Below are 17,805 nucleotides of genomic sequence, written 5' to 3' on the forward strand. Positions count from 1 at the left end.
CCGGCCGTCCCGTCAGGGAGCGATTCCCACGCCGTCGATCCGGCTCCACGCGCGCTCCTGCGCCGCGGTCATGGCCGGCCAGGAGACAGCGCCCGGCCGGGGCCGGATCCGGGTGGCGTACGGGGAGGGCCGGTATCCGGGGTCGTAGAAGCACCCGCCGCCATAGGTGCTGTCGTACGCCCGGCAGGAATCCGCGATCGAGCGCGGGGTCGGCTTCCGCCCGGTGCGCACCCAGCGGTCGAGGGCGGCGAGGGAGGTCGCGTACTCGGCGACGCTCAACTCGTCGTGTTCGGATTCGCGGGTGAAGGTCTGGACGAGGTCGGTGCCGCTGAGCGTGGCGCGGTACGCGGCCTCGTGTTCCACGAACACCGACGGGTCGTCGATCGCGTGCAGGGTCAGGACCGGGAGGGGGACCCGGCCGGTGAGGTCGCTGTCGTAGGAAAGGTCACGAAGGGCGGTGGGGTCGGCCGAGAACCGGGCCACCCCCGCGTTGAGGGCCGGTCGTCGTGGGAGCCCGTGTACCGCACGCCCTGGTTGCCGAACGGGTTGCGGCCGCCGAGCCGGTTCCCCACGATGTCGTGGAACAGGAACGTCGCGTACTGCAGGTGCGTCGGCAGCGAGCGTTCCGGGATGGTCGTGACGGCGGTGATGTCGGCCAGGTTCCGCTGCTGCCGGGGTGTCCGGGCGGCCGGGGCGGAGGCGATGCCGGTGCACTCCTGGAGGCGGGCGGACACTTCGTCCGGGGTCAGCGTGGAATTCGCCGGAAGCCCTTGCCACAGCGGGTACTGCGGCTCCGCCGGACGGGGGAGGTTGCGGCAGTAGTACTGGTAGACCACCCGCAGATCCACGCGGTGGTCGTAGCCACGGGACCCGCCGGCCAGCAGGCCGCTCGTCAGCAGCACCCCGTCGTAGGCGCCGCGCTCCCGGCCGTAGGTCTCGGCGACCTTGGCGGCGACGTTGCCACCGAAGGACTGGCCGTGGACGTAGGTGCGCTCCGGCCGGCCGAACCACTCGACGAACGAGCGCCGCACGTTCTCCGTGTCGGCGGCGGCCATCCTGACCCCGTAACCGCCGCGCCGGTACGAGGAGGCGGTCCAGGCGTACCCCTCGTCGACCAGCACCGCCCACTGCGCCAGGTCTTCCGTGGTGGTGGCGGGGTCGTAGGACGCGGCGGGTCCACCGTGGGCGTGGACCACGAGCGCACGGTTCCAGCGCTTCGGCACGGCGATCGTGTAGTAGGCGCCGTCGGTGTCCTGGCCGGTGTAGCAGGTGGCCTTCCCCGCCAGGCCGGGCGGGCAGGCGGTCGCCGGTGGCCGCGTCGTGCTCGCGTGGCCGGGGGCCGCGGTCCCGAGCGTGCCCAGCAGGGCAGTGGTGAGCGCCGCGCCGAGCACCGCTCGACGACGTCGACGGAGGCCGGGGGTTTCGGTCAAGGAACTGCCTTTCGTGGATGTCCGGCTCATCCGCGCAGCAAGCCGGTGAAGAATTCGACAACCGGCGGTCGTGTCCCCGCCGCGCTGTGCCCCACTCCGGGGACCACCACCTGCCGGATCGCGGCGCCGTGCCGGGTCAGGCTTCCGGCCAGCCGGTCGAGCTGCTCCGGCCGGCTGTGTCCGTGGTCGCCCATGGCGGCCAGGTCGGCCCGCCCGTCGTCGTCACCGCCGATGACGAGCAGCACCGGCACCCGGGCGACCGCGCCGGGATCCACGGTGATCCCGAACCGCTGCCGCGTGTCGCCGATGCCTTCCGGCCAGGCGAGCGCGTCGTCGAGCAGGGTCACGCCGCCGGGTGCGCCGACCGCGACGGCGGCGACCCGGTCCGGGTGGAGGTACAGGAAGCGGTGGGCGAACTGGCCACCGCCGGAGTGCCCGCACAGCAACACGGTGTCGACCCGCGCGTTCCACCGGTACCGGACCTGCTCCAGGATGCCGAGCAGCACCCGGTCGAACCGGATCCCGTGGGCGTCGACGAGCTTGTAGCCGTGCACGTCGTCGGGATCGTCGATGCCGACCGGGAACAACGGGGTCACGACGATGACGTCGTGCTGTTCGGCGAAGGGGATGAGCCCCTCGCGCAGCTCCCCGACGCTGCGGCCGGTCCCGTGCACGGCCACCAGGACGGGCAGTTCGGCGTCCGGCGTCCAGCTCGTGGGGATGTAGGCGCAGTAGCTGCAGCGCGGCTCGTCCGGTGCGGCGAAGAACGGGGTGCGCTTGGTGAGCAGCCGGCGGCCGGGGTGGGCTGCCGGCAGGTCTTCCACACGGATCACGGGCTTTCCTTCACAGGTCGGGTGAATGACGGGCTAGGTGCCGACGACCAGCGTCTCCATCAGGGCAGCGACGGCCGGGGCGCGGTCGACGTCCCAGATCTCGTCGAGCATCCGGCGGCACCGCCGGGCGGACGTCAGCGGTTCCACCAGGGTCGTGAACTTGTTCTCGAACTGCTCGTCGGTCATCGGCGTCCGGTGTCCGCCCGGCGCGTCGTGGACCTCCCGGACGAGCTCGTCCCCCGAGCGGAGGCGGACGGTGACCCGGTTGGGGATGCGCGTGGGCAGCATCGCCGTGAGGGCCGGGTCCTCCCGGACTTCGACCCGGGCCATCAGCGCTCCGACCACGGGGTCGGCGAGCGCGGCCGGGTCGTAGGAGGAACCCGTCAGCTCCCCGTCGACGAGCACGCGGGACACGGTGTACGGGAGGCTGTGGTCGGCGGTTTCGCGCGTGGCGGGGCGCCACTTTTCCGGGTCCTTGCCCAGGATCGTCCAGCCGATGTGCGTGGTGTCGACGATGATGCGGTCGACTTCGCCGAGGTCGGCGATCTTCTCGCGCAAGGCGAGCGCCGCCCACACCGCCGTCTGCATCTCGCCGTTGGTCGGCAAGAGCTTGGTCAGCGTCCGGGACACGGCGTAGGACTCGCCGGGGGTGCGCGGGAACGTGCGTGGCTCCAGGACGAAGGAGCCACTCACCTGCCGCATGAACCCCATCTCGCCCTCGAAGATCGGCGCGGGTCCGGTGAACCCTTCCCGGGCCAGCCAGGCGGAGAACACGCCGTTCCTGGCGGCGTTGGGTGCCGACGATCCCTTCCACGACGACAGTTCCCCGGCGCGGACCTGACGCATCGCGAGGTGCCCGTTCAGGGCGATGTTCACCGCTTGGGTCAGCTGCCGGGCGTCGAGCCCCATGAGCTTGCCCGCGGCGAGAGCGGCGGACACGAGCACGTAGTTCACGTGATCCCACCCGCGGCGGTAGAGGTTCGCGGCGTCCTGCAACCGGACCTGGACCTCGTAGGCGAGCGCGACCGCGGTGACCAGCTCGCGGCCCGAGCGCCCTTCGGCCTCGGCCACCGCCAGGCACGCCGGGATGTTGTCGCTGGGGTGCCCGGGCTCCAAGCCGAGGTAGCCGTCGTTGAAGTCCAGGTACCGCACCATGGTCCCGTTGACGAACGCGGCGACGTCCGCCGTGGCGGACTCCCTCGTCCCCAACACCCTCGACGGCCCCGGGGGAAGGGAGCGGGCGAGCCGGCGTGCCGCCCGGCCCGGCTCGGCGTGGAACGCGCCCAGCCCGCAGCCGAGCGTGTCGACCAGGCGTTGCCGGACGGTGTGGACGGCGTGCTCGCCGAGGTCCTCGAAGCGCAGGCCCGCCGCCCACGAGCCGAGGTCGTCAGCGATCGCCACGGCCGGCCCCGGCTTCGGGTCGCGGGACCGGCATGCGGGCGAGGGGGATGTGGTGCTGGCCCGCGTGGATGTCGCGGTCGCGCAGCGATCCCTGGCTGACCGGGCGGGGGAAGGAGATCTTCACGACGTTGAGCGACGGGATCCGGAACACCCGGACGCTGCTTTCCTCGACGCCGTAGAGCTCCGAGAGCACGCGAGCGTTCAAAAAGGACTCGTCCGCGGCGATCCGGTAGCCCTCGGCGTCGCGCAGGAACAGCTCCATCGTCACCCAGAACGGGCCCGCGTTCTTGGACCGGACCTCGTACGCGAGATCCGCCAGAGTCGGTTCAGGCACGGGTCTTCTCCCCCAGCTCGGTCCGGAACAGGTCGGTGGGGCCGGCGCAGTCCACGACGTGGTTCAGCACGAACTCGTACGCGGCGCCGCGCTCGACCTCGGCGGGTGAGAACGGGAACGCGAGACTGGGCAGGTAGCTCATCCCCGGTGTCGGCAGGTGCAGCATCAGCGGGTTGGCGACCTTGGCGACCGCCGTGGCCGTCGCCTGGTCGGGTGCGTTGACGAGCAGCATCACGCCGACCTCGCGCGGCGGCCCGCTTTCGGGCTCGAGGTCGTCCAGCACGGCGTTGTGGCCGTACAGGCGGAGGTCGAAGGCGTACTCGTCGTCCGCCAGTTCCAGCGTCTGCCCCACCCGCTGCGTGATCATCGTGCGCATCAGCTGCGCCCAGGCGTCGATGTCGGCGAGGATGAGCGGGTCCCGGACCGCCGAGAACGACACGGTTTCGTAGCCGGTGACGCGGGCGCCTTCCAGCTTGATCGTGTACTGGTCGGCGACGTGGAACCGCGACCCCTCGACGCGGACGATCCGGTCGTCGACGGCGGTGTACCGCGCGTCCCGGACGTCGAGGGTGCCGGCCGGCTCCCGCATCTCGAACGGGTCCGCGGTCTCGTACAGCATGTGCGCGGCCACCGAGATCGGCGTGCACGCCACCGCGGGGTCGAGCGGCTCGATGGTGAAGCCGTGCGCGTCGATGGTGGCGAGGACCCCGCCCGCGCGCGGGTTGTCCGTGCACTGACCGCCGCATTCGACGATCTTGGCGGCGTGCCACGTGGGCCCGGCGGGCATGCCCCGCATGAGCGGGTAGGCGGCCGCCACCGCGGTGTCGGTGGCGCGGCCGGCGAGCACGACCTGGGCACCGGCGCGCAGGGCCTCGACGATCGGTTCGTGCCCCATCGCGCCGACGATGTGCGTGCAGCTCTCCAGCGTCTCGGCCCGCAGCTCCCCCAGCGGGGGCAGCGGGTGGATCCGGCCGGTGTCGAGGTACTCCTTCAGCTCGGGTGCGTTCTGCTCGCTGTAGATCCGCGCCACCTTCAGGTCCAGGCCTTCCTCGGCCAGCACGTCGGCGGCGATCCCGGCGACCCAGTCGACGCCCCGGTCGGTCCCGCTCGTGCCGCAGGAGCCCACGATCACCGGGATGCCCGCGCCGGCCGCGGCCGTCAGCAGGCTGCGCAGGTCACGAGCCACCGCCTTGGCCGTCGTCTTGGGCATCGAGGACCCGAGGTAGGAGGGGCCGGAGTCGGTGGAGCCGGCGTCGATGCTGATGACGTCGGCGCCCAGGGCGATGCCGCGCTCGATCGTCGCGTGGTCCCACCCGGCGCCGAGCATGCCGCTCGGCGACAGGATCCGGACGGACTGCACCGGTTCGGTGTCCATGTTCCTCATTTCTCTTCGTTCACCACGAACTGCGCGCGTCCCGCGAGGGCGGCGACCAGTTCCTCCGCGCCGCGCAGGCCCGCGGCCCGGCGGGCTTCGGCCGTCTGCCCGGCCAGGTGGGAATAGACGACGACCCCGTCCAGGCCGCGCAACGGGCTGTCGGACGGAAGCGGTTCCTCGGCCACGACGTCGAGCGCCGCGCCCGCGATTTCGCCGGACCGCACGGCCGCGGCCAGCGCGGCTTCGTCGACGATGGCGCCCCGGGCCGTGTTGACCAGCAGCGCCGTCGGCTTCATCCGCTTGAACGCCACCGCGTCCAGCAGTCCCCGGGTCCGTCCGGTGAGCGCGGTGTGCACGGAGACGTAGTCCGAAGTGGACAGCAGCTCGGGCAGCCCGGTGAACCGGACCCCGGGATCCCGCAGTTCCGCCGGGACGTTCGTCGTACAGACCACGTTCATGCCGAACGCGCGGGCCAACGGCACCACGGCGCGCGCTGCCGCCCCGTAGCCGATGAGCCCGAGCGTCGAGCCGCGCAGTTCGTGGCCGTCCGCACGCGGCCAGTTCCCTGCGGCCACGCCGCGCGCGGACTGCACGAGCCGCCGGGCGCCCGCGAGCAGCAGGCCGACGGTGTACTCGGCCACGGCGTTGGCGTTGACCCCGGGCAGGTTGCTCACGGAGATCCCGAGCCGGCCCGCGGCGGCGATGTCGATCGAGTCGTAGCCCACGCCGGTTCGCACGATGACGCGCAACTGGGGCGCCCGGGCGAGGACATCCGCCGTCAGTGCCTCGTTGGCCACCAGTGCCGCGTCGATCCCGCGGAGAGCGGCCGCGAGTTCGCCGGGACCGCGACGGCCCGCCATGGGCAGGTGCACGGTTTCCAGGCCGGAACTCCTCAAGAACAGGTCGACGTCGTCGCCGGGACGCAGGTAGTCCGTGGTGATCAGCACGCGTTCGTTCACAGCGCACGCCCCGCGGCCGACCGGCGCTGCAGGGCACTCACGCGCGCGACCGCCAGCACGGCGAGCAGCGCGACGATCGCGACGTGGAGCAGCAGGAGGGACCAGCCCGTGAGGTCGACCAGCCCGCCGACCACGGCCGGGCCGAGAAAGCCGCCGCTCACCCAGCCGACGGTGTAGAGCCCGGTGTAGGTCCCGACCACCCGGTCGGACGGGGCGAGGTTCCACAGCACGACGACCGCGTTGACCAGGAACGCGGAGGCTCCCGCGGACGCCACGCAGAGACCGATGACGGCACCGGTGGGTGTCCGCACCACGGTGCCGAGCACCATGCCCGCCGCGAACACCGTCATCCCGACGGTCATCACCCGCAGCCGGCCGAAGCGTTCGGCGAGCCTCGCCACCGGGTAGGCGGCCACGATGAAGGCCACGCCGCTGGGCAGGGTGAGCCCGCCGGCTCCGCCGCGGGACATGCCCAGCACTTCCATGCCGTACGGCGTGATGAGCGCCCGCGAGGCGGCCCACGCGCCACCGAACAGCAGGATGGACGCGATGAGCAGCAGCCGGCTGCGGTCGGAGTCGCGCACGATGTCGAGCACGGTGTCCCGTACCCGCGCGGCGGGTGCGGCCGTGCCGGGCTGCTCGCGTTCCTCGTCGACGGCGGTCCGGTAGGCCGGCGACCGGCTGTCGCGCACGTTCGCGGCCAGCACGGCCAAGGACACCACCATCAGGATCGCGGGGATCGCGAACGACAGCTTCGGGTGCGTGTCGATCAGGAAGATGCTGATCAGGGCCGCGACCATCACCGTGAGGCTGGCCGCGATCTTGACAACGGCGTTCGCGCGGCTCCGCCGCTCGGGCGGGACGAAGTCCGGGAGCAGGGACTCGGCGATCGGCTTGAACGAGTTCGCGACGAGCGCGTAGCCGAACATGACCAGGATCAGCAGCGGCAACGAAGCCGCGACGTGCGGGATGACGAGGAACAGCAGCGCGGCCAAGGGCATTCCGACGAGGAGGTAGGGCATGCGCCGGCCCCACGAGGTGCGCGTGCGGTCCGACCGGTTGCCCATCCACGGCTGGATGAAGATGCCGAGCACGTTGTCCATCCCCATCAGGAGACCGATCAGCGCGGCGCTGCCGAGGTGTTCGCGGAGCAGCGGCGGAACCTGCGAGTCGTAGAGGTTCCACGTCGATTCCTGCGCGAAGACCGCCAGGGCCACGAAGATCGTGATCCGGCCCGTTCGCGCGCGCTGTGTGCTCGACGTCGTCGTCATGCCGCCAAGCTACTTTTGCTATAGCAAGAACGTCAAGTGTTTCTTATGACGTTGCCATGGCAGATAGAGTGACGCCATGGCAAGTGAGACGTTGAAGGGCCTGACGGCCGACACGCTGGCCGACCGCGCGTACCGCGCCATCCGCGACGCGGTCACCACCGGCGAGCTGCGGCCGGGGCAGAAGGTCACCGAGCGCGGGCTCGCCGAGCGGCTGTCGGTGAGCCCCACGCCGGTGCGGGAAGCCATCCGGCGCCTCGAGCAGGACGGTCTCCTCGAACGGACCGGACCGCGGACCGTCCAGGTCGCCGCGGTCGGGGACGCCGCGATCCAGGACCTCGCCGAGGTGGAGGTGGCCCTGCGCGGGATGGTGGCCCGCTTCGCCGCGCGGCACGCGACCGCGGCCCAGCTGGATCACCTCGACGCCGTGCTCGACGAAGCCGACGACCTGCTCATCGTCATCAAGCAACGGCAGCAGGCGGGGCAGGACGTGGCCCGGCACCTGGACCGGCTGCTCGACGCCATGCAGCGCTTCAACGAGGTCGTCGAGTCGTGCGCCCACAACCCGGTTCTCGTGCGCCTGCTCGGCCAGACGCGGGTGTTCTCCTGGCCGGAGCGCCGAGCCCGCCTGATCGAACGCATCGCCGAGAACGACCGGTTCGGCCTCGATCGCTACGGCAGCCACCGCGCGCTCGTCCGGGCGTTGCGGGTCGGCGACTCGGCGGTGGCCGAGGCGCTCGTCATCGAAGACGCCCGTGGCGGGCTGGGAGACCTGCTCGCCGCGCCGGCCGCCGTCGCCCCGGCTTGAGGGCTCGTCACGGCCCGACGTCGACGAGGAGCGTCAGATCGTGGTCGACGCGAATCCGGCACTCCGGGCCGAACGCGCACGAGGACTCGCGTTCTTCGAACACCGCCGGCCCCGTGAGCTCCGTTCCGGGTCGCAACCGGTAGCGGTCCCACACCGTGGCCGCGAGCCGGCCGTGGCCGGGGAACCGGATGTCGCGGACCCCGCGGCGCGGATCGCCGTCGACGGGCTCGCACCCCACCGGGATGTCGTAGCCGGGCAGGTGGGCCGAAAGCCGCCAGTTGACGACCTCCGCGGGGCCGTCGAGGGAACGCCCGAACGTCGCGCGGTACGTCTCCTCGAAGGCACTTCGGAGCAGGTCGGCGTCCGCCGCGTCGGGGAGTTCGACTTCGATCGCGGAGCCCTGGCCCACGTAACGCAGGTCGGCCGAGCGCCGCAGCCGCACCTCGTCTGTGGCGGCCGGGGCCAGGACCACGGTGGCGTGGGCGGCCATCTCGGCGTAGAGGGCGGTGACGCGCTGCCAGTCGACCTCGGTCAGCGCCGAAGGCAGGCTGCGCGCCTGGTCCACGGTGGCCGGGGCGACCAGGAACCCGTAGGCGGACATGACGCCGGCGCGCATCGGCACGACGATCCGGGTGATCTTCAGCTGCTTCGCCAGGCCGTAGGCGTGCACCGGGCCCGCGCCGCCGAACGCCACGAGCGCGAAGCCGGCCGGGTCCCGGCCGTGTTCGGACAGGTGCATCCGGGCCGCGGACGCCATGCTCGCCGTGACCACCTCGACGATGCCCGAGGCGGCGGCGGCCGGGTCGAGGCCGAGCGGCTCGGCCACCTCCCGGTCGAGCGCCTGGCGGGCCTCGGCCGTCCGCAGCGGCATCTCCCCGCCGAGGAAGGCGGCCGGATCGAGGTGGCCGAGCACGAGATCCGCGTCCGTGACGGTCGGCCGCTCGCCGCCCCGGCCGTAGGCGACGGGCCCCGGCACGGACCCGGCGCTGCGCGGGCCGACCTTGAGCAACCCCAGCGAGTCCGGGGCGGCGATCGAGCCGCCGCCGGACCCGATCTCGATCATGTCGACGACCGTCAGCCGGACCGGCAGCCCCGAGCCCGGCTTGAACTTGTCGACGCGGCCCGCCTCGAAGTCGTGCCGGCGCCGGGGTGCGCCTCCGCTCACGATGGCGATCTTCGCCGTGGTGCCCCCCATGTCGAACGAGAGGACGTCCGGTTCGCCCAGTCGGCGCGCCACGGCGGCCGCGGCGATCGTTCCCGCGGCCGGGCCGGATTCGAGCAGCCGGAAGGGGAACTCCTTGGCGTCGGCCAAGGTCGTGACCCCGCCCCCGGAGAGCATGATGCGCAGTGGCGCGTCGACGCCCATGGCGAGCAGATCGTCGCGCAGGCTGTCGAGGTAGCGCGTCATCGACGGCTGCACGTAGGCGTTGAGGCACGCCGTGCTCGCTCGCTCGTACTCGCCGATGACGGGAGCGACCGCGCTGGAGAGGGTGACCGGCAGCCGGGGGTGGGCCCGCGCGAGCAGCTGCCGGACCCGCCGTTCGTGCCGGTCGTCGCGGTGGGCGTGCAGCAGGGCCACCGCCACGGCCTCGACGCCCTGCTCGAGGAGGTCGCTCGCCTGTGCCAGCACGTCGTCCTCGGCCAGCGGCTCCAGTTCGGTGCCGTCGGCGGCGAGGCGGCCCCGCACCCCGCGGCAGAGGTGCCGGGGAACCAGCGGGCGGGCCGGGCGGGCCAGCAGGTCGGTCGTGTCGAACCTGATCTCCCGCGCCATCTCCAGGGTGTCGCGGAACCCCTCCGTGGTGAGCAGCCCCACCACCGCGCCGGTGCGCTCCAGCAGCGTGTTGGTCACCAGCGTCGTGCCGTGCACGACCCCGGCGACGTCACGGGCCGGGGTGGCGGTCTCCGCCAGCAGGCGCGCGATGCCCGCGGTGATGGCCTCGTGGGGGGCGTGGGGCGTGGTGGGCAGCTTGCCCGGCCAGGTCAGGCCGCGCACCGGGTCGTGCAGCAGCAGGTCGGTGAACGTGCCGCCGACGTCCACCCCGATCCGGACGGTGCGGCTCATCGGGAAAGCTCCTCTCCGGGCGCCGCGGCGCGCTCGACGTAGCCGCCGAGCTCGTCGGCCAGCACCAGCTCGGGCTCCCGGTCCTCCGGCGCGCCGAAGCCGCCACCGCCGGGGAACGAAATGACGACGGAGGCGCCGGGGGCCAGGTGCGAGATCGACTTCAGCGGCACGCGGCCACCGCCGTCCAGCACCACCTGGGCCGTGGCCCCCGGCTCTCCTCCGGCGAGCCCGAGAGCCGGATGCCGTTCGCGGTCGCCGAGCACCACCAGCTGGACGGGGTGGCGGGTCGGGTTGCGCACTTCGACCACCTGTCCCAACCCGCCGCGGCGCCGTCCCCGGCCGCCGGAGCCCGGCCGGAGCTGCTTGCGCACGACCCGGAGCGGGGACGCGACCTCGAAGGCCTCGATGCTGCCGCTGCCGGAATTGGTGGGGAAGGCGGTCGCCGACAGGCCGTCCTTCTCCTGGGACGCACCCATTCCGGCGTTGGCGAAGAGCATCTGGGCGAAGGGCCGGCCGGCGTCGTCGACGCCGGTGAAGCGGACCCGGAGCGCGGGCGCTCCCCCGCTGTCGGCGATGACCCGGCCGGGCAGCACCGGCGCGAGCGCCCGGTAGATCGCGCACGACAGCAGGTGCCCGGTCAGGTGCCGGGCGACGACGGGCGCGGGGAACGCGGGATTGACGATCGTGCCCTCGGGAGCCGTCACGCTGATCGCCCGGTAGGACCCCCAGTTCGTCCGCGTGGCCGGGTCGAGCAGGATCTTCAGCGGGTACATCGAGTAGGCGCGCGTGTAGTTCAGGGTGGAGTTGGTCGGGAACGGCACCTGCGCCGAGGTTCCGCCGTAGTCGATCCCGATCCGGTCACCGCGCACCGTGACCGCGCACGCGATGTGGGTCGGGTGTCCCTCGACCCCGTCGGCGTCGACGCTCGCCCGGTACACGCCGTCCGGCAGCTCGCGCACGGCCGTCCGCATCGCGGCCTCGGCCAGCGCGTGCACCTCGGCGGCGAAGCCCTCGAAATCCGGCTCGCCGAAGTCGTCGAGGAACTCCTGCGCGCGCCGCCGGCACACCGCGTGCGCCGCGGCCTGCGCCTCCAGATCACCCCACAACGGTTCGGGGAGGCGGACGTTGGCCAGCAGGAGATCCTTGACCCCCCGTTCGACCCGGCCGGCCCGGTACAGCCGCAGCGGCGGGATGAGGACGCCCTCGGACATCAGGTCGGTGGCGCCCAGCGTCGGGGTCCCGCCGATGTCGGGAGAGTGCGCGGCAGTCCCGGCGAAGGCGACGAGCGCGCCCCGGTGGAAGACCGGGGTGATCATGGCGATGTCCGGCAGGTGCCCGGTGGCGATCCACGGGTCGTTGGTGATCACGGCGTCGCCGTCCTGCCAGTCCTCCGCCCGGAACCGCTCCAGGACCAGCCCGGTCAGCGAGCTCATCAGCGCCGCGAAGCCGGGGATGCCGGCCCGTGACTCCGCCATCGTGCGTCCCCGGCGGTCCATCAGGACGACGGTGTAGTCGTTGGATTCGCGGATGATGGTCGAGAAGGCCGTGCGCAGCATGGTCGACGCGGCCTCGTCGGTCGCGGACGCGAGCCGGTCCCACCGGACCTCCAGGCCGACCGGGTCGAACGCGGGCGTCATGACGCCACCGCCGTCCGGCGCGCGATCTCGGCGGCGATCGCCGTGCCCAGTCCCTCGGTCGTGCCGGAGCCGCCGAGGTCGGGGGTGAGCACGTCCGGGTGCCCGGCGAGCACGCTTTCGATCGCGGCCAGGACCGCCGCGGCCGCGGCGGTCTCCCCCAGGTGCTCGAGCATCATGGCGCCGCTCCAGATCTGCCCGACGGGGTTGGCGATCCCGCGCCCGGCGATGTCGGGGGCCGAGCCGTGGACCGGTTCGAACAGGCTCGGCCAGGTCCGGTCCGGGTTGATGTTGGCGCTCGGGGCGATCCCGATCGTCCCCGCGCAGGCCGGCCCGAGGTCGGAGAGGATGTCGCCGAAGAGGTTGCTGGCGACGACGACGTCGTACTGCCCGGGCCGCAGGACGAACTTGGCCGCGAGGATGTCGATGTGGTCCTTGTCCGCGACGACGCCCGGGTACTGCGCCGCCATCGCCGCGGCGCGCTCGTCCCAGTACGGCATGGAGATGGCGATGCCGTTGCTCTTGGTCGCCCACGTCAGGTGCCTGCGGGGCCGGGCGGCGGCGAGCTCGAAGGCGTAGCGCAGGACCCGGTCCACCCCGGTCCGGGTCATCACGGTCTCCTGCAGCACCGTTTCGCGGTCGGTGCCGTCGAAGATCCGGCCGCCGATGCTCGAGTACTCGCCCTCGGTGTTCTCGCGGACGACGAGGAAGTCGATGTCACCCGGCTCGTGGTCGCGCAGCGGGCTGCGCACCCCGCGCAGCAGCCGGACCGGCCGCAGGTTGACGTACTGGTCGAAGCCCCGCCGCAGCTGCAGCAGGCTGCCCCACAGCGAAACGTGGTCGGGCACCACCTCGGGCCACCCGACCGCGCCGAAGAAGAGCGCGTCGAAGCCACCGAGGACGTCCGGCCAGTCCGGCGGCAGCATCTCGCCGTGCCGCACCCAGTACTCGGCACAGGCGAATCCGTAGTGGACGGTCTCGAGCTCGAACCCGTAGACCTCGGCCGCGGCTCGCAGGCACCTGAGTCCCTCCGGGACGACCTCGCGGCCGATGCCGTCGCCGGGGATGACCGCGATGCGGTGACGCTGGGGCACGGGGACGCTCCTGTCGATCCGGTGGGCACGCGCCTTCACCCTGATCGGCCTTGCACGCCACGACAAGAGCGCCTGCGGCAACCTATCCTTTCGCTCATGGAAAGGGCCGATCCGCGATGACCACCTCGATCGACGACCTCCGCTTCTTCCACGTGGTCGCCTCCAGCGAGACGCTGACGGCCGCCGCGCGCGAGCTGCAGTGCTCGCTCCCGGTCGTCAGCAAGCGCCTCAGCGCGCTGGAACGCCGGCTCGAAGTCCGCCTGGTGCACCGCGGCACGCGCCGGCTCGTGCTGACCTCCGAGGGCGAACTGTTCGCCGCGCGGCTGGAACCGATCCTCGACCAGGTCCACGAACTCGAGGACCTCGTCACCCACCGCTCCGGGGACCTGCGGGGATCCATCGTCGTCCAGGCCACCCTCGGCCTCGGCCGCGCGCACGTCGCCCCGCTGCTCGGCGAGTTCGGCGCCCGGCACCCGCTGGTGGACATCCGGCTCCGCACGTCCGCGCTCCCCCTGCGTCCGCACCGGCGCGAGTTCGACATGGCCGTCCACGTCGGCACCCCGCCGGACTCCTCGCTGCGGATGCGCCGGCTGGCGAAGAACCGCCGGGTGCCGTGCGCCGCGCCGTCCTATGTGGAGCGACGAGGGATGCCGGAGCGGATCGAGGACCTGGCCGGCCACGACTGCATCGAGCTCCGCGAGAGCGAGGGCGACTTCGCCCTGTGGCGCTTCGGAGACGCCCGCAACCCGCGTCAGGTGCGCGTGCGCGGCCGTCTGTCGAGCAACGACGGCGACGTCGTGACCGACTGGGCGCTGCAGGGGCACGGCGTGATCATGCGCTCGGAGTGGCAGATCCGGGCCCACCTCGCGAGCGGCGCACTGGTGCGCGTCCTGCCCGACTTGCCGACGCCACCCGCCGACATCTACGCCCTCCGGTCCGACGACGTCCACGTCCCCCGCCGGATCAGCGAGCTGATCAGGTACCTGGCCGCCCGGCTGCCGGACCGCATCGCCGGTTCCCCCTAAGTCGCTGCCCGGCCCTCGGCGAGAACTCGGACGCGCAGCCGAGGAGTCCCCGCCGCCGGAGGACTCAAGTCGACGGCTGCGGGAACACCGGCTTCGAGCGACCCGCGGACCGGTGTTCCCTTTTGCGCGATCCTGAGTGACAATGGTGGAACCTGAGTTTTTACAACGTTGTAAAACTGTGCGGAGGACCGATGCGCGGGCGACTGTCCTGGAGAAGAGCCTGGTCACGGGGAGTGGCAGGCGTCGCGTTGCTCGGCCTCACCGCGCAAGCGGCGCTCCTCGGCGTGGCCGACGCGGCCGGGAGCGCCCCGGCGCCGACGACGCGGACGCACTTCCTCGACCACGCCGCCGCCCTCGCCGGTTACGCGGACCCCGCGTGGTACGAGGCGAACATCCCGTTCGTGGACCTGCCCGACGCCACGATGCAGAGCGTCTACTACTACCGGTGGCGCGTGTTCAAGGAACACCTGCGCTACACCGACCCGGCCGACGGCTGGATCTCGACGGAGTTCCTCGACTGCTGCGGCTACGCCGCGCCCTACCAGGCGATCAACGCGGCCACCGGGCACCAGCTCACCGAAGGGCGCTGGCTCCGCGACCCGGGCTACGGTCAGGACTACCTCCGGTTCTGGCTCACCGGCCCCGGTTCGGGCCCCAAACCGGCCACCGACGACGTCAACGCCGACACCACCGACTGGGCGCACGAGTACAGCGTGTGGCTGGCCACCTCGGCCTACGGCCAGGCGCAGGTGACCGGCGACTTCGCGCCGCTGCGCGAGCTGCTGCCGGCGCTCGTGCGCCAGTACCGCGGCTGGGACAAGCAGTTCAACGCGGAGCTCGGGCTCTACTGGTCGGTGCCGGTCTGGGACGCCATGGAGTTCTCCGCCTCGTCCTACGAATCGGCCGAGCCCTACCACGGCGGCGCCGGCTACCGCCCGACGCTCAACTCCTACCAGTACGGCGACGCCGTCGCGATCAGCCGCATCGCGGAGTCCGTCGGCGACCACCGGCTCGCCACCGAGTACGCCCAGCGCGCCGCCCACCTCAAGGCCGCGGTGCAGAACTGGCTGTGGGACCCGCAACGCGGCTTCTACTACGCCATGGCCCGCGACGGCAACCCGGGGCACCGGCTGTCCGGCAGCCGGGAGCAGATCGGGTACCTCCCGTGGATGTTCGGCGCCGCGGAGCCGGGGAACGCCACCGCCTGGTCCCAGCTGCGCGACCCCGGCGGATTCGCGAGCGCCTACGGCCCGACCACGACCGAGCGCCGCAGCCCGTTCTTCATGAAGGACGCCGGCAGCTGCTGCCGCTGGGACGGGCCGAGCTGGCCCTTCGCCACCTCCCAGACCCTCACCGGTCTCGCGAACCTGCTGGACGACTACCCCGCGCAGGGTTCGATCTCCCGGGACGACTACGCCGCGGCGCTGGCCACCTACGCCCGGACCCAGACCAAGGACGGGAAACCCTACGTCGCCGAGGCGCACGACCCGGACCGGGACGGGTGGCTCTACGACGGCCGCAACCACAGCGAGGACTACAACCACTCGACCTACACCGACCTCGTCCTGTCCGGGCTGATCGGCCTGCGCCCGCAAACCGGCGACAGCCTGGAGATCCGGCCGCTCACACCGTCCACATGGGACCACTTCGCCGCCGAAAACGTGCCGTACCACGGGCACGACGTCACCGTGCTGTGGGACCGTGACGGCAGGCACTACGGGCAGGGCGCCGGGATGCGGCTCTACGTCGACGGACGGCTCGCCCAGAGTTCCGCGACGCTGCGGAACACCGTCGTCGACGTCGGCCGCACCGTGCTCCCCCGGCCCGGCGACCTCGTCAACGACGCCGCCAACCCGCTGCGCACCGGCTATCCCCGGCCGATCACGTCCTACACCTGGACCTACGACAACCCGTGGAACGCCCTCGACGGCAAGGTCTGGTACAGCGAAGTTCCCGAGAACACCCGGTGGACCAACTACGCCTCGCCGAACTCGAGCGACTTCTACGGCGTCGACTTCGGCGCCCCGACCCCGGTCGGCGACATCCGCTGGCACGGCTACGACGACGGCGGCGGAGTCAGACCCGCCGCGGCCTACCGCCTGCAGTACTGGACCGGCTCGGCCTGGCAGGAGGTCCCCGGTCAGGTCCGCGAGCAGGCGAGCCCGGCCGGCAACGGCGTCAACCGCATCACCTTCCCCACCCTGACCACCAGCAAGGTCCGGCTCGTGTTCACCAACCCGCCGGGCGCGTTCGTCGGCGTCACCGAGTTCCAGTCGTGGACGCCCTCGAGCCCGGACGCCCGGATCGCCGTCGGGCCCGCCAACGCCAACGGCGTCGTCACGGCCGGCCCGAGCACGCCGCTGACCGTCACCGTGCGGAACACGACGCGGAGCCCGCTCCTGTCCCCACGCGTGAGCCTCGCCGTGCCGGACGGCTGGTCGGCCACCCCCGCCGGACAGCCCGCGGCCACGATCCCGCCCGGGCAGTCCCGGACGTGGAACTACACCCTGACGGCACCGGCGGGCGCCGAGCCGGGCAGTGCCGCGGCGCTGACCGCGACCGCGTCCTACCGCGGCCCCACCGGCACGGAAACCACGCACCAGCGCCAAAGCCTCCAGATCGCCCACCCCGCCGGCCGGCCGGACCCGGTCGGCGCGTGGAGCCTCGACGAGGGCGGCGGCACCGTCGCCCACGACAGCGCGGGCGCCCACGACGCCACCCTGACCGGCTCACCCGGGTGGGTCCCCGGCGTCACCGGTACCGCCCTGCAGCTCGACGGCTCGAGCCAGTACGCGGAAACGAACGGGCCCGTCCTGGACACCGCCGGGAACTACTCGGTCAGCGCCCGGGTCCGGCTGGACCGCACGGGTTCGTGGGCCACCGCGGTCAGCCAGGACGGCAACCCGAGCAGCGGCTTCTACCTCCAGTACTCGGCGGCCGACGACCGCCTGGCCTTCTCGACCAGCGCCGGCCGGGCCCTGTCGGACCTCGCCCCGCAACCGGGGCGCTGGTACCAGCTGGTCGGCGTCCACGACGCCGACGCGGGCACCTACGTCCTCTACGTCGACGGCGTGGCGCAGGCCAAGACGTGGAACCAGCCGGCCGGCGACGCCGCACCGGGCCCGCTGGCCCTCGGCCGCGCCGTCTCCGGAGGGAACCACAGCGACTTCTGGCCCGGCAGTGTCGACGAGGTGGTGGTGTGGAACCGGGTGCTCACCGCGGCCGAGGTCGCCGGTCAAGTCCCGAAACCGGTCTCACCCTCCCCGGCGATCTGCGCGCACTGCTCCGCACCTCAGCCGGCCAACACGACCCCGACCGGCTCGACGGCCCGCTCGATTTCCGCCACTTCCTCACCATCGAGGAAATGATCGAGGTGCACCGCATGCCGACCGACGCCGTCGGCGAGATGGCTGCACCCGTCGACCAACCCGCCTACTACCGGTGGGCCGTGTGGTCGGAATCCCGGCTGCCGTTCCTCGCCTTCCGCTCAAGCACCACGGCTAAGCCTTCTGCTCAGTCGTGGACGAGCACACCAGCGCCGAGGCGTTCGCTTCCCTCGTCACGCGAACACGGTCGCGATCC

14 protein-coding genes are annotated in these 17,805 nt (G+C 72.4%); 3 read left to right on the forward strand and 11 right to left on the reverse strand.

Translation table 11 applies throughout. The features are described 5' to 3' along the window. Positions 1–12: 12 nt before the first annotated feature. From ACH54P_RS12180 to ACH54P_RS12215, 8 genes are read right to left on the reverse strand one after another with little or no spacing between them, the layout of a single operon-like run. Positions 13–483 carry a hypothetical protein gene (locus ACH54P_RS12180; RefSeq protein WP_489917161.1) on the reverse strand — a complete coding sequence of 157 codons (471 nt, stop codon included), beginning with the start codon at positions 481–483 and terminating at the stop codon, positions 13–15. Then, positions 396–1,430, reverse strand: a complete 1,035-nt coding sequence (locus tag ACH54P_RS12185; protein ID WP_489912481.1) for an alpha/beta hydrolase family protein — start codon at positions 1,428–1,430, stop codon at positions 396–398. Before ACH54P_RS12185 ends, ACH54P_RS12180 begins: the two co-directional genes overlap by 88 nt. Before the next feature lie 26 nt (positions 1,431–1,456). Continuing rightward, positions 1,457–2,263, reverse strand: coding sequence for an alpha/beta hydrolase (locus tag ACH54P_RS12190; RefSeq protein ID WP_489912482.1), 807 nt, complete (start codon positions 2,261–2,263; stop codon positions 1,457–1,459). Between the two features lie 33 nt (positions 2,264–2,296). Further along, the gene (locus ACH54P_RS12195; protein WP_489912483.1) at positions 2,297–3,664 is read right to left on the reverse strand and encodes an MmgE/PrpD family protein; all 1,368 of its coding nucleotides are present in this window, start codon (positions 3,662–3,664) and stop codon (positions 2,297–2,299) included. Continuing rightward, entirely contained in the window at positions 3,651–3,998 is a 348-nt protein-coding gene (locus ACH54P_RS12200) for a DUF4387 domain-containing protein (RefSeq protein WP_489912484.1), read from the reverse strand. The genes ACH54P_RS12195 and ACH54P_RS12200 overlap by 14 nt, the downstream gene beginning before the upstream one ends. Next, positions 3,991–5,373, reverse strand: coding sequence for an acyclic terpene utilization AtuA family protein (locus ACH54P_RS12205; protein WP_489912485.1), 1,383 nt, complete (start codon positions 5,371–5,373; stop codon positions 3,991–3,993). Before ACH54P_RS12205 ends, ACH54P_RS12200 begins: the two co-directional genes overlap by 8 nt. Positions 5,374–5,378: 5 nt before the next feature. Further along, positions 5,379–6,332, reverse strand: a complete 954-nt coding sequence (locus tag ACH54P_RS12210; RefSeq protein ID WP_489912486.1) for a phosphoglycerate dehydrogenase — start codon at positions 6,330–6,332, stop codon at positions 5,379–5,381. Beyond that, the gene (locus ACH54P_RS12215) at positions 6,329–7,603 is read right to left on the reverse strand and encodes an MFS transporter (protein WP_489912487.1); all 1,275 of its coding nucleotides are present in this window, start codon (positions 7,601–7,603) and stop codon (positions 6,329–6,331) included. The genes ACH54P_RS12210 and ACH54P_RS12215 overlap by 4 nt, the downstream gene beginning before the upstream one ends. 76 nt (positions 7,604–7,679) lie before the next feature. Between ACH54P_RS12215 and ACH54P_RS12220 the strand changes: the two genes are divergently transcribed. Then, a complete protein-coding gene (locus tag ACH54P_RS12220) occupies positions 7,680–8,408 on the forward strand; it encodes a GntR family transcriptional regulator (protein WP_489912488.1) in 729 nt (242 codons plus the stop codon). A gap of 7 nt (positions 8,409–8,415) precedes the next feature. On the opposite strand, the gene ACH54P_RS12225 is transcribed toward ACH54P_RS12220, so the two are convergent. Genes ACH54P_RS12225 through ACH54P_RS12235 form a run of 3 tightly spaced genes read right to left on the reverse strand, consistent with a single transcriptional unit; the run spans position 8,416 to position 13,198 of the window. Next, positions 8,416–10,470, reverse strand: a complete 2,055-nt coding sequence (locus ACH54P_RS12225) for a hydantoinase/oxoprolinase family protein (RefSeq protein ID WP_489912489.1) — start codon at positions 10,468–10,470, stop codon at positions 8,416–8,418. Beyond that, complete coding sequence (locus ACH54P_RS12230; RefSeq protein WP_489912490.1) at positions 10,467–12,107, reverse strand: hydantoinase B/oxoprolinase family protein; 1,641 nt, start codon at positions 12,105–12,107, stop codon at positions 10,467–10,469. The genes ACH54P_RS12225 and ACH54P_RS12230 overlap by 4 nt, the downstream gene beginning before the upstream one ends. Continuing rightward, the gene (locus tag ACH54P_RS12235) at positions 12,104–13,198 is read right to left on the reverse strand and encodes a tartrate dehydrogenase (RefSeq protein ID WP_489912491.1); all 1,095 of its coding nucleotides are present in this window, start codon (positions 13,196–13,198) and stop codon (positions 12,104–12,106) included. Before ACH54P_RS12235 ends, ACH54P_RS12230 begins: the two co-directional genes overlap by 4 nt. 116 nt (positions 13,199–13,314) lie before the next feature. On the opposite strand from ACH54P_RS12235, the gene ACH54P_RS12240 reads away from it, so the two are divergent. Together ACH54P_RS12240 and ACH54P_RS12245 are read left to right on the forward strand one after the other, a co-directional pair. Further along, a complete protein-coding gene (locus ACH54P_RS12240) occupies positions 13,315–14,223 on the forward strand; it encodes a LysR family transcriptional regulator (RefSeq protein WP_489912492.1) in 909 nt (302 codons plus the stop codon). Between the two features lie 233 nt (positions 14,224–14,456). After that, a complete protein-coding gene (locus ACH54P_RS12245; RefSeq protein ID WP_489912493.1) occupies positions 14,457–17,591 on the forward strand; it encodes an MGH1-like glycoside hydrolase domain-containing protein in 3,135 nt (1,044 codons plus the stop codon). Positions 17,592–17,805 lie beyond the last annotated feature (214 nt).

This window comes from Amycolatopsis sp. N2S4-7, from assembly GCF_058119595.1.